Genomic DNA, 15179 nt, shown 5'->3' on the forward strand with positions numbered 1-15179 from the left:
GGTTCCTGCCCGAACTGGTGCCGATGCAACGCGCGCTGGACTCGGTCTACTCCGGTCGGCTCATCGACGCCGCGGAAGCATACGGGTCGGGCCTCTTCTACGCACTCCATCCGAAGGCATCCGTACTCGACGAAGCGCTTGCCCTGGCGCACAGAATCACCGAACATTCGGCCCCGGTGTCCGCCGCGCTGTCCAGGCAGTTGATGTGGCGCATGCTCGGAACCGACCATCCGATGTTCGCCCACCGGGCCGAATCCAGAGGCATCAACCTCCGCGGTGTGGGACCGGATGCCCGCGAGGGCATCGCCGCGTTCCTCGAGAAACATCCGGCGGTGTTCCCCGATCGCGTCGGCACCGACTCACCCGACCTGTTCGGCGACGATCTACCCACCCTGACGTTCTTCGCGTGAAAGTGGGGGCGCACCAAGGCGCGCCCCCACTGGGAATTCGCGTATCAGAGCGCGCTGTAGTGCGTCAGCTTCGGCGCTCCTGCGAGCAGCGGCCCGAGATCGGTGATCGCGCCTTCGCCCGCGCGGAACTTGCGGTACGCGGTGTCGTGCTCCTGCGACTGCCACTTCTCGACGACGACCCAGCGTGCCTCGTTCTTCTGGTCCACGAGGATCTCGATACCGACACAGCCGTCGAATGCCCGGGTCTCGTCTAGGACTCGCGTCATGACCTTCTTGGCATCGTCGAGCGAATCTGCCTTGAATTCGAGCTCGAGCAGGGCAGTGAGCGCCATGTTCTCCCTTTCGTAGAATGCGGTTTTCACGCTCTACATTTCCCGATCGCTCCGGGCCGCGCAACAGGCCGGTCCGGAGGAAAGCTAGAACATGCTGTATCCGCCGTCTATGAGGGTCGTGCTCCCGGTCTGGAAGCGCGACGCATCACTGGCGAGGTAGACAGCGATGCCCTCGAAATCCTCGGGCGTGCCCCAGCGACCGAGCGGAACGCGGGAGATCACGTTGCTGTTGAACACCTCGGATTCCTGCAACTGCCCGGTGAGATCGGTCGCGATCCAACCGGGCAGGACGCTGTTCACCCGGATACCGAACCGCGCGAACTCGACAGCACAGCCGTTGGCCATGGCGAGTACTGCAGCCTTGGTCGCGCCGTACGCCTGATTACGACCGGCACCCTGGAGCGCGCCCAGGCTCGACGTCACGATCATCGAACCACCGGTGCCTTGCGCAACGAGAATCTTCGACGCTTCCCGCAACGTGAAGTAGGCACCGTCGAGATTGGTCGCCATCACCTTCCTGTACTGCTCCGTCGACGATTCGGGGAACTTCTGCAGCTGCCCCGTGATACCCGCGTTGACGACGACGATATCGAGGCCGCCGAGCGCGTCGGCGGTGGTGACGACGCCGTCGATCACCGCTTGCTCGTCTGCCACATCGACCGACCGCGTGCACACCGTAGTGCCGAAGTCGGCGAGTTCGGCCGCAGCGGCCTCGAGCTTGTCGGTGCCGCGCCCCCACAGCGCCACGTCGGCGCCGGCGCGGGCGAGTCCGCGCGCCATGCCGAGTCCGAGACCTGCCGATCCGCCGGTCACCAGAGCCCTTCTACCGGTCAGATCGAACATGCCGCTCCCCATGCGTGACCTCGCTACCTGAACTCGGCAGCGATGTCACGGCCGATGATTTCCTTCATGACCTCGGTGGTGCCGCCGTAGATGGTTTGGATCCGTGCGTCCCGGTAGGCGCGACCGATCGGGTACTCCATCATGAAGCCGTAGCCGCCGTGCAACTGCACGCCCCGGTCGACGACACGCTTCTGCAGCTCGCTGGCCCACCACTTGGCCTTCGACGCATCGACCGCGGTCAGTTCGCCGGCGTTGAGCGCGAGAATGCACCGGTCGACGTGCGACTCGGTCACCTCGATCTCCGTGAGCATCTCGGCGAGCACGAAACGGGTGTTCTGCAGGTCGCCGATCGGCTTTCCGAATGCCTTGCGCTCGAACACGTACTGCTTGGTCCACTCGTAGGCCGCACGCGCCGACGTGATGGCGCTGACGGCAATGCCGATCCGCTCGAGCGGCAGGTTCTCCATGAGATGGATGAAACCGCGTCCTTCGGTGCCGAGCAGGTTCTCGGCGGGCACCCGTGCATCCTCGAACACCAGCTCGGCGGTGTCCTGGGCGGCGAGACCGACCTTGTCGAGCTTGCGTCCGCGACTGAATCCGGGGGTGTCACGCTCGACGACGATGAGCGAGAACCCCTTCGATCCGGCACTCGGATCGGTACGGCACACCACGATCACGAGATCGGAGTGAATACCGTTGGTGATGAAAGTCTTCTGGCCGTTGATGACCCAGTCGTCGCCGTCACGGACAGCCGTGGCCTTGACGCCCTGCAGGTCTGAACCGGCACCCGGTTCGGTCATCGCGATGGCGCCGATGATCTCGCCGGAAGCCATACGCGGCAGCCAGCGGGCCTTCTGCTCCTCGGTTCCGAGGTGCAGGAGGTACGGGATGGCGATGTCGTCCTGCAGTGCCAGGGTCGCCCCGAACGACGTGGTGTTCGTGCGGGCAGTCTCTTCCTGGACGATCTGACGGAACCGATAGTCGGTGACGCCCGATCCACCGAATTCCTCGGGGACTCCGAGTCCCAGTATCCCCGCCTTGCCGGCAGCCAGGTACACAGACCTGTCGATGAGCCGTTCCTCTTCCCAGCGTTCGTAGTTCGGTACGACTTCGCGGGTGTAGAACTCGCGCACCGTTTCCCGGTACGCTTCGTGATCACTGTCGAAATGGGTGCGCTTCATGGGTTCTCCTGATGAGAGACGTGTCAGGCGTTCACGCGGTTGATCATGCCCGCGAGCCGCTCCGAGATCAGAGCCTCCGCGTCAGCGACGATGCGCTCGACAAGGTCACCGGCGGTGGGAATGTCGTGGATGATGCCCTGCACGGTACCGACGGTCCAGATGCCGGCCTCCGGGTCGCCGTTCTCGTACACCAGACGACCACGCGCACCTGCAACAAGTTCCTGCACATCCGGGAACTGGCCGCCACGCTCGAGGATCTCGACGACCTCGCGGCTGACGGTGTTGCTGGCCACGCGCGCGGTGTTGCGCAGCGGGCGGAAGATCAGCTCGGTGTCGGTCTCGTCGGCCGCGACGATCGCTTCCTTGATCTTCTGGTGGATCGGCGACTCGACGGTGCACATGAAGCGGGTGCCCATGTTGATGCCGTCGGCGCCGAGCGCGAGAGCGGCGACGAGCCCGCGACCGTCACCGAAGCCGCCCGAGGCGATCATCGGGATGGTGATCTTCTCTGCCGCCGCCGCGATCAGCACGAGGCCGGGGATATCGTCCTCACCGGGGTGGCCGGCGCATTCGAATCCGTCGATGCTGATGCCGTCGACGCCGACATCCTGTGCCTTCACGGCGTGGCGGACGCTGGTGCACTTGTGCAGCACCTTGATTCCGGCAGCGTGGAAGTCGGGCAGGTGCGGCGCGGGGTTCGATCCCGCGGTTTCGACGATCTTGATGCCGGAGTCGATGATGACCTGTCGGTACTCGTCGTAGGGCGGCGGAGTGATCGACGGCAGGATCGTGAGGTTGACACCGAACGGCTGATCGGTGAGCTCGCGAGTGCGGGCGATCTCCTTCGCGAGATCTTCGGGGGTGGGCTGGGTGAGCGCTGTGATCATGCCGAGCGCACCGGCGTTGGCAACGGCGGCGACCAGTTCGGCGCGGCCGACCCACTGCATTCCGCCCTGCACGATGGGGTGACGAACTCCGAAGGTTTCGGTGAAAGCTGTGGACAGCACTAAAGATCTCCTCGCAGTGAGACGTTCAGGTGGTGGCGTGGTTGCCCACAATGCGCAGGGCGATCACGATGTAGCGGTCGGCGACCTGCGCCGGGGTGAGTGGTCCGTCGAGTTGGTACCAGCGGGCGATGGATTGGAGCATGCCGAGCATGGCCCGCACGGTCTCCTCGGCATCGTCGACGTCGAAGACTCCGGCCTCCGCACCTTCGCGGACGAGGTCGAGCATGATGAGTTCGAGTCGTTTCCGCGTCGCGGCGTAGGTGCGGCGGTTCTCGAAAGAGACGTGTCGCAGTTCGGAATCCAGTCCGGAACGCATGGCGCGGAACGTCATGTTGAGCACGATCGCCTCGACGGCATTGGAGAATCGGGCGACCGGGTCGGCGCCACCGTCCGCGACCGCGGCCAGGACACGGTCGATGAGGTCGAGGACGGCGGCGTCGAGCAGGGTCACGAGAACGGCTTCCTTGTTCTCGAAGTGGTAGTACAGCGCGGGAACCGTCACACCCACCCGCCGGGCCAGGTCGCGCACGGTGGTTCCGTGGAAGCCGTTCTCGCTGAAGGCTTCCAGTGCATGCTCGAGAATGGGATCGTACCGCAGCTGCTCGAATACCCGCCAATCCGCGGCCTTGATCTCCGGTTGTGCGGTCATCGATCCCATCCTCTCGCGTGTGCGTCGTGCGGTGTCTAGCGCGGTGCCATGCGGATGGCACCGTCGAGGCGGATGACCTCGCCGTTGAGCATCGCGTTCGACACGATGTGCGCGGCCAGAGCGCCGTACTCGGCGGGATCACCGAGGCGGGCCGGGTGCGGAACCTGCTGGCCGAGCGAGGCTTGTGCTTCTTCCGGCAGCGAACCGAGCAGTGGCGTCTTGAACAGGCCGGGAGCGATGGTCACGACGCGGATGAGCAGCGACGCGAGGTCGCGGGCGATCGGCAGGGTCATGCCGACGACGCCACCCTTGGACGCAGAGTACGCGGCCTGGCCGATCTGGCCGTCGAATGCGGCGACGGAGGCGGTGTTGATGATGACGCCGCGCTCACCGTCGACCGGCTCGGTCTTGGAGATGCGCTCGGCCGCCAGGCGGATCACGTTGAACGTGCCGATCAGGTTGACGTCGATGACCTTCTTGAAGCCGTCGAGCGGGAATGCACCCTTCTTGCTGACGGTCTTGACCGCGTTGCCGATGCCGGCGCAGTTCACCGCGACACGCAGCGGCCCGAGAGACTCGGCCAGATCGAGTGCGGCGACGACGGCCGCCTCGTCGGTGACGTCGGCCGGCGCGAAGCGCGCACGGTCGCCGAGTTCCTTGGCAACAGCTTCACCGTTGGAGGAGGGGAGGTCGATGATGACGACGGTGGCACCGTCGGCGATCAGCGCCTTGGTGGTGGCGAGGCCGAGACCCGAGGCGCCTCCGGTGACGACGGCAACGCTGTCATTGACGATCATTGAATGTCCTTCCGAATAGTGTTGTGTGTCAGATACGTTCGATGATGGTTGCGTTGGCCATGCCCGCGCCCTCACACATCGTCTGCAGACCGTAACGGCCGCCGGTCGCTTCGAGGTGGTTGACGAGCGTGCTCAGCAGGCGGGTGCCCGACGACCCGAGCGCGTGGCCCAGCGAGATCGCGCCACCCCACGGATTGAGCTTGGCCGGGTCGGCACCGAACTCGTGGGCCCATGCGAGCGGCACGGGCGCGAACGCCTCGTTGACCTCGTAGGCGTCGATGTCGTCGATGCTCAGACCCGACTTGGCGAGGACCTTCTGGGTGGCGGGGATCGGCGCGGTGAGCATGAAGACCGGGTCGTCGCCTGCGACGGAGAACGAGTGGAAACGGGCGCGCGGCGTGAGACCGAGCTTGTTCGCGAGCTCCTCGCTCATGATCAGCGCCGCGGAGGCCCCGTCGGTGAGCGGCGACGAGTTGCCGGGGGTGATGATCCACTGCGCCTCGGGGAAGCGGGCAGCGTAGTCCTCCGTGTAGAACGACGGCTTCAGGCCGGCGAGGCCCTCTGCGGTGGTGGCGGCACGCACGGTCTCGTCGACCGTGTGCTGCACCTGCTCGCCCGCGGCGTTGGTGACCTCGATCGGCACGATTTCCTTGTCGAAGTGGCCGGCGGCGATCGCGGCGGCAGCGCGCTGGTGCGACTGCGCGGAGAACGCGTCGAGGGCGTCGCGGTCGAACTTCCACTTCGCGGAGATCAACTCGGCGGAGATGCCCTGGTTGACCAGACCCTCCGGGTAGCGGGCGCGGATGCTCGGGCCGTGCGTGTCCTTACCCATCGAGGAGGTGCCCATCGGAATGCGGCTCATCGACTCGACGCCACATGCGATGACCATGTCGTATGCACCGGCGATGACGCCCTGCGCGGCGAAGTGCGCGGCCTGCTGGCTCGAACCGCACTGGCGGTCGATGGTGGTGGCGGGCACGGATTCGGGGAAGCCGGCCGCGAGCAGCGCAGTGCGGGAGATGTTGAGCGACTGTTCGGACGCCTGGTTGACGCACCCGCCGATGACATCGTCGACCTGGGCGGGGTCGATTCCGTTGCGCTCGACGAGCGAGCGCAGCACGTGCGCGAGAAGCTCGACGGGGTGAGTACCCGAGAGTGCGCCTCCGGGCTTACCTTTGCCGACCGCGGTGCGGACGACGTCGACGATGACTGCGTTGGTCATGGTGACTCCTGATGTCGAGAGGTTTCGAGTGGTTGGTGCGACCCGGTGTCACAGGAGTGGTCGCCGCGACACCGGGCCGGGATTCTCGGCCGGGCGCTTCCGGGTCAGCGGCCCTTCCACACGGGTTGGCGCTTCTCAGCGAACGCGGTGGGGCCTTCCTTGGCGTCCTCGCTGGTGAAGACGATCTTCAGCGCTTCGTTGTTGGCGTCCCACGCGGCGGTTTCCCAGTCGGGAAGGTTCGCGGTGCGGTAGATCATCGCCTTCGATTCGCGGACCGACAGCGGCGCGTTTGCGGCGATGGTCTCGGCGATCTCGAGTGCGACCTCGAGGGCGGTGCCGGCGGGAGCGACGCGGTTGACCAGGCCCAGTTCCTTGCCCTGCGCCGCGGAGATGGGTTCACCGGTGAGAGCGAGTTCGAGCGCGACCTTGCGGGGGATCTGCTGCTGCATGCGGATTACGCCACCTGCGGCGGCGAACAGTCCGCGCTTGACCTCGGGCAGTCCGAGCTTGGCTTCCTCGTCGACGACGGCGAGGTCGCTGGCGAGTACGAGTTCGGTGCCGCCGCCGAGGGCGAATCCGTTGACCGCGGCGATCGTGGGCTTGTTGATCCAGTGCTGGACGTACCCCGCGAAGCCCCACTCCGGGTGGCCGTCGGCGGACGTGGCCTCGCCGGCGGCAAGAGCCTTGAGGTCGGCGCCCGCGCAGAACGCGCGACCGGATCCGGTGATGACGATGACGCGGACGTCGTCGTCGTTCTCGGCCTGTTCGAGCAACGTGCCGACGGCGGTCGACAATGCACTGTTGACCGCGTTGAGCGCCTTGGGCCGGTTGAGAGTGATGATCGCAACCCCACCGCGCTGTTCGTACAGTGCTGCGGGTTCGGTGGCGCTCGTGTCGTCGGCCATGCGTGTCCCTCTCGAATCCGGAAATCATTACTTATCGATCGCTAAAGGAGTATCACGGAACGAGCGCTCGGGCAATAGCCCGGCTTTATCTAGCGCCCGATCAGTTTCGTCTGGTAATGATTGGCCGTGAGCGCGGATACCCATTCGGCGACCACACGGCGGGAGACCCATGCATGCTGCACATCTGACCGAGAACACCGGCCCCGACGGTGTACACGCTGTCGAGATACCGGAACCCACGCCCGGGGCCGGCGATGTCGTAGTCGACCTGCACGCGGCCGGTGTCTCGTTCCCCGATCTCCTCCAGACCAGCGCGGGCTACCAGGTGGTCCGCCCACTCCCCTGCGTCCTCGGGTCCGAAGGCGCCGGAATCGTCCGCTCCGCACCCGAAGGCAGTGGGTTCACCGCCGGCCAGCGGGTCGCGGTCCTCGCCAACACCGGTTCGTGGCAGCAGACGGTTGCCGTCCATCCCCGCTCGGTGTTCCCCCTTCCAGACGGTGTGTCACTCACAGCGGCGGCCGGCATGCCCCTGAACTATCTGACGGCCCACTTCGCACTCGAGGAACGCGCACGGTTCCGTCCCGGCGAGACCGTGCTCGTCCACGGCGCCGCAGGCGGCCTCGGCGTCGCCGCGCTCCAGGTTGCCGCGGCGCTCGGCCTCGAGACCATCGCCGTGGTCAGCACCGACGAGAAGGCGGCAGTAGCCAAGGCCAACAGGGCAACCCACACCGTCGCCGTCGACGGATTCAAGGACAAGGCACTCGAACTCACCCGGGGCCGTGGCGTCGACATCGTGCTCGACCCCGTCGGCGGGGACCGGTTCACCGACAGTCTCCGCAGCCTCGCGCCGGGCGGTCGCGCCGTGGTGCTCGGCTTCACCGGCGGTGGGATCCCCACGGTCAAGGTCAATCGCCTTCTCTTGAAGAACATCTCGGTGGTCGGTGCGGGATGGGGTGAACACATCCGCATGCTCCCCGACTACCCTGCCCAGCAGTGGAACACACTCGAACCCCTGTTGCGCTCGGGTGAACTGCAGATCCCCGAACCCACCGTCTACCCCCTGAGCGAAGCCGCAGGCGCGCTCCGCTCACTCGCAACACGTTCTGCGACAGGCAAAGTCGCACTCGCACTGCGCCCCTGACACCGACCGACGAATCCGAAGGACACCCATGACAGAGAACCTGCCCGGCGATCGACCCGAGGTCGATGTCGCCGTCACCGACGGCATCCTGCGCGTGACGATCAACCGTCCCGCCAGGATGAATGCAGTGAAGGCCGACACCCTCAACGCTATCGGCGATGCCTTCGAGAAGCATGCGGACGACGACTCCATCCGCGTCGCCATCCTCACCGGCACGGGCCGGGCGTTCTGCTCTGGCGCCGACATCGCCGGTCGCGACCTGTCTGCACCGCCGAACAGCGAGACCATCGACGCCGGCAACCGGCTCGCCGCACTGCTGCGCGCGTTCCCCCGGCCCGTCATCGGTGCCGTGAACGGTGCCGCAGCCGGAATCGGTGTGTCGCTGGCACTGTCGTGCGATCTCACCGTCGCGAAGGAGTCCTCCTACTTCCTCCTCGCGTTCACGAAGATCGGCCTGATGCCCGACGGCGGTGCCACAGCCCTGGTCGCCGCGTCCGTCGGACGCGCCCGCGCGCTGAAGATGGCGTTGCTCGCCGAGCGCCTCCCTGCTCCCGAAGCGCTCGCAGCGGGACTCATCGCCGACACCTACCCGGACGACGAATTCGACAGCAAGGTCGAGGAACTCGCGAAACGACTCGGGGACGGCCCGACGCCTGCGTTCGCATCCACCAAACATGCCATCAACGACGCGACGCTCACCGAGCTCGACAACGCCTTCACCCGCGAATGGGACGGGCAGATGAAGTTGCTCGCCGGTCCGGACTTCAAGGAAGGCGTTTCCGCGTTCCAGGAGAAGCGGCCTGCGAATTTCCGCGCGCACTGAGCACGTCACGGACCGTTGTCGCGGCGACGACAACGGTCCGTCAGGTGCGGGGCGAAGCCCCGACCATCTTGAGCGCGATCTTCACGTACTTCTTCGCGACTTCCTGCGGGCTCAGTGTTCCCTCGGAGTGGTACCAGCGGGGAATCGACTGGCACATCCCCAGTAGTGCGCGAGTGGTCTCGGCCGAATCCTCGACGTCGAACGCTCCCGACTCGGTTCCTTCCTCGACGATCTGCCGCACGATCTGTTCGATCCCCTTGCGAACCGCTCGGTATCGCTGACGATTCTCCGGGCTCAGGTATCGCGCCTCACCTTCGAGCGCGGCGAGACGCGCGCGCATCGTCATCCGCAGCACGATCGCCTCGATGACATTCGACAGGCGTTGCACCGGGTCGGTGCCACCGTCGGCGTCGGCGGCGTCCGAGCGCCAGAGCACGTCGCTCGTCGACAACTCGAGCAGCGCGATGAGCAGGCCTTCTTTGTTCTCGTGGTGGTAGTAGAGGGCCGGCACGGTCACGCCGACCCGCCTCGCGATCTCCCGCACGGACGTGCCGTGGAAGCCGGTTTCGTAGAACGCATCGAGACTCGCCGACAGGATCGGGGTGAGCTCCATCGGCTCGAGTGTGCGCCAGTCCGGAGCCGCCGTTTCTTCCGCGGCGACTGTGTCGTCGGTGGAACTCCCCATGAACGCATCCAACCTATCGATCGCTATACCCGGACGGCTCGAGGATACCCGTGCGTGCGCCCGGAGATGACGGACTGCCGCTGCCCCGGACGCCACGCCGCGCAATCGGGTGGCCTGCACGCGCATCAGGGGCGCCGTGCACGTCCCACGTGAAAAAGCTTTGCCATTCAATGGCACGTGACCTGCCCCCGACGTGTTGCCCGGCTCACACTCTTGCCAGATGACGTTCCAGGCCACGCGGTCACGGATACACGAACGGCAGGTAACAATGACCACAACCATGTACGACACAGGTCGCAGTGATGCGGGGCGCGACCCCGCCGAACCCGACGATGGCGGCACCAGCGGCCAGCACACCGCCGGGAAGAAGGCCGCCACCGCGGCCTTCTTGGGCAGCATGCTCGAGTACTACGACTTCGTGATCTACGGGTCCGCGGCGGCTCTCGTGTTCCCCGCCCTGTTCTTCCCTGGCGACAACGCCACCGTCGCCACGATCGCGGCCCTCGCCACGTTCGGTGTCGGTTACGTGGCGCGGCCGGTCGGCGGCATCGTGCTCGGACACTACGGTGACCGGATCGGACGCAAGCGCGTCCTGCTCATCACACTGATCCTGATGGGCGTCTGTTCGATAGGGATCGGCTTGCTCCCGACCTATCAGCAGGCAGGCATGCTCGCGCCGATCCTGCTGGTTCTCATGCGGCTGGGCCAAGGTTTCTCGGCCGGCGGCGAAGCGGCCGGCGCGAGCACCCTGACTCTCGAACATTCCCCCGAAGGTAAGCGCGGACTATTCACCTCCTTCACCATGTCCGGCTGCCAGGCGGGCACGTTGCTGGCAACCCTGGTGTTCATTCCGATCGCGGCAATGCCCGACGACTTCCTCATGTCGTGGGGCTGGCGCATCCCGTTCTGGAGCAGTGTGGTCGTGCTGCTGCTTGCATATGTCGTCCGCTCCCGACTCGACGAGACCCCGGTCTTCCAGGAAGAAGTCGAGCATGGAGAGGTCAAGTCGCTGCCGGTCGTGGAGCTGATGCGCACCCAGTGGCGCGACGTACTGAAGGTGGTGTTCGCCTCCGTCTTCGCGATCTTCCAGACCGTCATCACGGTGTTCGGCGTGGCCTACGCGACCTCCGACAATGTGGGCATCTCCCGGCCAGATATACTGTGGGTCACCGTCATTGCGAACATCGTCGCGGTCGTTGCGATCCCGATTGCAGCGATGTTCTCCGATCGGGTCGGCCGTCGACCGGTGTGGATCACATCCATCGCCGTGTGTTCGGGACTGGTCTTCGTCTACTTCTGGGCTGTCTCGACGACGTCGCTGCCGTTGATCTACGTCGTCGGTTCGCTGTTGCTCGGATTCTTCTACTCCGGAGTCAACGCCCTGTGGCCGGCATACTTCTCCGAGCTGTTCGCGGCGCCCGTCCGCTATTCGGGATTCGCGATCGGCAGCCAGTTCGGCTTCCTGCTTGCAGGATTCGCACCGGCGATCGGCTACGCGATCATGAGTGACGGACCCACCGGCTGGGTCCCTGTGGCGATCTTCGCGTGCGTGTGCGGACTGGCATCGGCAATCGCCGTGTTCACCGCCAGGGAGACCCACCTCGTGCCACTCGACGAACTCGGTCCCGTCAACCGCTGACCTTCCGACAGGACATCCATGAACTCCGACATCCTGCTCGTCACCGGCGGCGCATCCGGCCTCGGCCACGACATCGCTTCCGCAGCCATCACCGCCGGCCGAGCCGTCGCACTCCTCGACCGCGACGCCGATGCCGTCCGGAATGCCGCCGACCGAGTCGGCGGCATTCCGGTCACTGCCGACGTCACCCGACCCGACCAACTCGACCGGGCCGTCGCGCAGCTCGTGTCCGAACACGGACCGATCGGCGGAGTGGTCAACAGTGCGGGACTGACCCGTCCTGCTCCCGCCGCCACGATGGACGTCGACGACTGGCGGCTCGTCGTCGACGTCGATCTCAACGGCACCTACTTCGTGTGCCGGTCCGTGTTCCCGCATCTCTCCCCGGACAGCGGAGCTATCGTCAACGTCGCCTCGATAGCCGCGGCCCGGGGACTTCCGGGTCGTGTCGCCTACAGCGCAGCAAAGGCCGGGGTCGTCGGCCTTACGAGAGCGCTGGCAACGGAGTGGGCACCACACGGCGTCCGCGTGAATGCTGTGGGTCCGTCCTGGGTGGACACACCCCTGATCCGGACGATGGTCGCCGATGGCGCCCTCGACGGCGACGAACTGAGCTCACGGGCACCGCTGGGCCGCATGTGCACGACCGCCGACGTCGCATCGACGACCCTGTACCTGCTGTCCGACGCGGCGGCGTTCGTGACCGGTCAAACGATCTACGTCGACGGAGGCTACGTGTGGGGTGGGTGATCCGTCGTACGCTGCGACTCGGAGAGAGGAGCGAACGATGGCTCGATCACAGTCCGGCGAGTCGGTCATGGAACGAGTGTTGCGCATCCTCGAGGCGTTCGACGCGCACAACCCCGTTCTGACGGCCTCCGACATAGCTCGTCGCGCCGATCTACCGGTGACAACCGCGTACCGGCTGGTCTCGGAACTACTCGAACTGCGACTCCTCGAACGCACCGAGGGCCGCGGTATCCGCGTGGGGGTCCGAATCTGGGAGCTGGCAACCAGGTCGTCGCGGGTGATGCGGCTGCGTGACGTCGCGCTTCCTTTCATGGACGACCTGCATGCCGTCGTACGGCAGCACACTCAGCTCGGTGTGCTCGACGGCGACGAAGTGCTGCACATCGAACGCCTGTCGGTACCCGGCTCGATGATCAACGCCACCCATGTCGGCGGCCGGCTGCCCGCGCACGCATGCTCGGCCGGGCTGGTGCTCCTGGCGTATGCACCGGAAGACGCCCGTGAAGCGTTCCTCGCCGGCTCACTCGACCGGTATACGGCCGATACGATCGTCGATCCCGACCGGCTCCGAAAGATCTTCACGGACATCCGCTCGAAAGGGCACTGCATCGCCGAGGGAATGGTGATTCCCTCGGCGACCGGCGCTGCCGCGCCGATCTTCGACGCGAACGGCGATGTGGTTGCCGCTCTCACCATCGTGCTGCCTTCCGAGGCAGGACGGATCGTCGGACACGTTCCCGCTCTTATGACCGCGGCCCGGGGCATCTCGCGCGCGATGGGCGTGTCCGCCTCCCTCGTCGATTCTTCTGCGCCGGTGAGCGATCCGAGGTTCTTTGCCATTCATCGGGAAAAACGCCGCCACCACGAGTGATTCAGGGCACTCTCGATCCCGTACAGCGACACGGTTCACTCCCGGACCGTCTCTCTCGGAATCGGAGGAATCGACGTGCCCGACAGCACAGTTCCAGCACTCGATATCAGCGGATCAGACGTCGTCGTCGTTGGTGGCGGCGGCTCCGGACTGGCCGCGGCCATCTCGGCAGCCGAACACGGCGCTCGCGTCGTCGTCCTGGAGAAGGGCAGCGAACTCCGCGGCAGCACAGGACGATCGGTCGGCTCGATCGCGGCTTCGGGGACGCCCGACCAAGAACGAAAGGGAATCGTCGACGACGCTGACGCGCACCTGCGCGACTACCGGACGCTGTCCGGTTCCCTCACCGACACCGAGGACATCGCACTCGCCCGACTCCTCACCCACAACGTCACGGACACGCTGGTGTGGCTGCGCGAGATGGGCATGGAATTCTTCGGCCCGGTCGGGGAACCCCCGCACTCCGCCCCTCGGCTGCACAACGTTCTTCCCGGGTCACGCTCGTACATCTACCATCTCGAGCGACGGGCACGCGTGCTCGGCGTCCGGATAGTGCTCGACTGCCCTGTCACGCGGCTGGAGGTGGAGGATGGACGGGTAACCGGCGTCGTCGCGCATCACGGAGGCAGGGAGATGCAGGTGCAGGCATCGCGCGGTGTCATCCTCGCGGCCGGTGATTTCTCCGCAGGACGGGATCTCAAGGCCCGCTGGATCAACGAGCAGGTCGCCGAATTCGTGCCGGTCAACCCGCACGCGACCGGTGACGCCCAGACGATGGCGCTCGAACTCGGCGGACAGGTCCTCAACGCGGACGTGTTCGATGTGCCGAGCATGCGCCTCGCACCTCCCCCGTCGGACGGGCTTTTCGGTCTCCTTCAGAAGTTGCCGCCGCGACGGATCCTCACACGGACGGTCCGATGGGGATTGGATCACCTGCCCGACCGCATGATTCGCACACTGATGATGGGATTCGTCACGACCTATCTGTCACCACGCGAAGTAATGTTCGATGAAGGTGCACTGCTCGTGGACGCTTCCGGTGATCTACGGTCGGGAACCGACGAGAACATCAACCTGACGGTCGCCTCGCTCGGCGAGGCAGGCGGCTATATCATCGGCGACCGGGCATTGTACGAGAAGTTCTCGACCGACCCATATCACGTCGCCACTGCCCCCGGTGTTGCGTTCGCATACATGCCCGATTTCCGTCGGGCTCGACCCGACGTGTACGCGGAAGCTCCGACTCTGGAATCGCTCGCTGACCGAATCGGTGTTCCCGCAGAACACCTCACGAAATCGGCTGCCGCTGCCGGAACCTTGAACGGCCAGGCTCCCTACTTCGCCCTCGGGCCCGTCCGCGCGTATCTACTGCAGACCAACGGCGGACTCGCGATCGACAGCGAACTGCGAGTGGTCGGCTCCGACGGCACCTCGATCCCCGGGCTGTTCGCCGTCGGCAACGCCGGACAGGGCGGGCTGGCCCTGTTCGGCCACGGTCATCACCTGGGCTGGGCATTCACATCCGGCAGACTCGCCGGACGCATCGCTGCCGGCGCGCAGACCGGATCCGTCGCCTCTGCAACCCGCTCCTGAAACCTGAACGTCCTGACTCACGAAAGGCACATTTCCATGGGAATTTTCGCACTCACGTACATCTACACCGACGACGACGCGGGTCGCGACGAGCATCGCCCCGCGCACAAGGACCACATTTCCGGCCTTGCCGCGAACGATGTCGTGCTGATGTCCGGCCCACTCGGCCCCGACGAGGCTCCGGGCGCACTGATCGTCGTGCGCGCCGACGACAAAGCGTCCGCACTCGCCCACACCGACGCCGACCCGTTCCGCGTGCACGGGCTCGTCGCAACCGTGACCGCCACCGAATGGATTCCGATGCTCGGCCGCCTGACGCAGGAGATCTGAG

Annotated in this window: 16 protein-coding genes and 1 pseudogene; 8 read left to right on the top strand and 9 right to left on the bottom strand. The window is 65.8% G+C overall.

Features of this window, described 5'->3' with window-relative positions:
• Positions 1 to 2 precede the first annotated feature (2 nt).
• Positions 3 to 410, top strand: a pseudogene (locus ACZ46K_RS03450) (enoyl-CoA hydratase-related protein); the annotation flags it as partial.
• Positions 411 to 454: 44 nt separating this feature from the next.
• On the opposite strand, the gene ACZ46K_RS03455 reads toward ACZ46K_RS03450, so the two are convergent.
• The 8 genes from ACZ46K_RS03455 to ACZ46K_RS03490 all read right to left on the bottom strand — a co-directional run bounded on the left by ACZ46K_RS03455 (position 455) and on the right by ACZ46K_RS03490 (position 7346).
• A complete protein-coding gene (locus ACZ46K_RS03455) occupies positions 455 to 742 on the bottom strand; it encodes an antibiotic biosynthesis monooxygenase (RefSeq protein ID WP_054807193.1) in 288 nt (95 codons plus the stop codon).
• Positions 743 to 826: 84 nt separating this feature from the next.
• The gene (locus tag ACZ46K_RS03460; protein ID WP_464746683.1) at positions 827 to 1585 is read right to left on the bottom strand and encodes an SDR family NAD(P)-dependent oxidoreductase; all 759 of its coding nucleotides are present in this window, start codon (positions 1583 to 1585) and stop codon (positions 827 to 829) included.
• Positions 1586 to 1608: 23 nt separating this feature from the next.
• Positions 1609 to 2766 (bottom strand): acyl-CoA dehydrogenase family protein, encoded by a 1158-nt coding sequence (locus tag ACZ46K_RS03465; protein WP_054806369.1) that lies wholly within the window; start codon positions 2764 to 2766, stop codon positions 1609 to 1611.
• A 23-nt stretch (positions 2767 to 2789) separates the two neighbouring features.
• On the bottom strand, positions 2790 to 3773 hold the full coding sequence (locus ACZ46K_RS03470) for an NAD(P)H-dependent flavin oxidoreductase (protein ID WP_054806370.1): 984 nt from the start codon (positions 3771 to 3773) through the stop codon (positions 2790 to 2792).
• Positions 3774 to 3798: 25 nt separating this feature from the next.
• Positions 3799 to 4422 (bottom strand): TetR/AcrR family transcriptional regulator, encoded by a 624-nt coding sequence (locus ACZ46K_RS03475; RefSeq protein ID WP_054806376.1) that lies wholly within the window; start codon positions 4420 to 4422, stop codon positions 3799 to 3801.
• A gap of 35 nt (positions 4423 to 4457) precedes the next feature.
• On the bottom strand, positions 4458 to 5219 hold the full coding sequence (locus tag ACZ46K_RS03480; RefSeq protein ID WP_464746686.1) for a 3-hydroxyacyl-CoA dehydrogenase: 762 nt from the start codon (positions 5217 to 5219) through the stop codon (positions 4458 to 4460).
• Between the two features lie 28 nt (positions 5220 to 5247).
• Positions 5248 to 6441, bottom strand: coding sequence for a thiolase family protein (locus tag ACZ46K_RS03485; protein WP_054806371.1), 1194 nt, complete (start codon positions 6439 to 6441; stop codon positions 5248 to 5250).
• A 104-nt stretch (positions 6442 to 6545) separates the two neighbouring features.
• Positions 6546 to 7346 (bottom strand): crotonase/enoyl-CoA hydratase family protein, encoded by an 801-nt coding sequence (locus ACZ46K_RS03490; protein ID WP_464746688.1) that lies wholly within the window; start codon positions 7344 to 7346, stop codon positions 6546 to 6548.
• Positions 7347 to 7515: 169 nt separating this feature from the next.
• Between ACZ46K_RS03490 and ACZ46K_RS03495 the strand changes: the two genes are divergently transcribed.
• Positions 7516 to 8487, top strand: coding sequence for an NADPH:quinone oxidoreductase family protein (locus ACZ46K_RS03495; RefSeq protein ID WP_464746690.1), 972 nt, complete (start codon positions 7516 to 7518; stop codon positions 8485 to 8487).
• 28 nt (positions 8488 to 8515) lie between these two features.
• Positions 8516 to 9310, top strand: a complete 795-nt coding sequence (locus tag ACZ46K_RS03500) for an enoyl-CoA hydratase (protein ID WP_054806372.1) — start codon at positions 8516 to 8518, stop codon at positions 9308 to 9310.
• 40 nt (positions 9311 to 9350) lie between these two features.
• Here ACZ46K_RS03500 and ACZ46K_RS03505 read toward each other — a convergent pair whose 3' ends face one another.
• Positions 9351 to 9995 carry a TetR/AcrR family transcriptional regulator gene (locus ACZ46K_RS03505; RefSeq protein WP_054806377.1) on the bottom strand — a complete coding sequence of 215 codons (645 nt, stop codon included), beginning with the start codon at positions 9993 to 9995 and terminating at the stop codon, positions 9351 to 9353.
• A gap of 268 nt (positions 9996 to 10263) precedes the next feature.
• On the opposite strand from ACZ46K_RS03505, the gene ACZ46K_RS03510 reads away from it, so the two are divergent.
• From ACZ46K_RS03510 to ACZ46K_RS03530, 5 genes are all read left to right on the top strand, one after another.
• Positions 10264 to 11634, top strand: coding sequence for an MFS transporter (locus ACZ46K_RS03510; RefSeq protein ID WP_464746692.1), 1371 nt, complete (start codon positions 10264 to 10266; stop codon positions 11632 to 11634).
• Positions 11635 to 11652: 18 nt separating this feature from the next.
• On the top strand, positions 11653 to 12384 hold the full coding sequence (locus tag ACZ46K_RS03515; RefSeq protein WP_054806373.1) for an SDR family NAD(P)-dependent oxidoreductase: 732 nt from the start codon (positions 11653 to 11655) through the stop codon (positions 12382 to 12384).
• 37 nt (positions 12385 to 12421) lie between these two features.
• Positions 12422 to 13255: an IclR family transcriptional regulator gene (locus ACZ46K_RS03520; protein ID WP_464746695.1), complete on the top strand. Its 834-nt coding sequence runs from the start codon at positions 12422 to 12424 to the stop codon at positions 13253 to 13255.
• 75 nt (positions 13256 to 13330) lie between these two features.
• Positions 13331 to 14848, top strand: a complete 1518-nt coding sequence (locus ACZ46K_RS03525; protein ID WP_464746697.1) for an FAD-dependent oxidoreductase — start codon at positions 13331 to 13333, stop codon at positions 14846 to 14848.
• 36 nt (positions 14849 to 14884) lie between these two features.
• Entirely contained in the window at positions 14885 to 15178 is a 294-nt protein-coding gene (locus ACZ46K_RS03530; RefSeq protein ID WP_464746699.1) for a YciI family protein, read from the top strand.
• Position 15179 lies beyond the last annotated feature (1 nt).

It is taken from the genome of Rhodococcus sp. JCM 9793 (assembly GCF_055380405.1).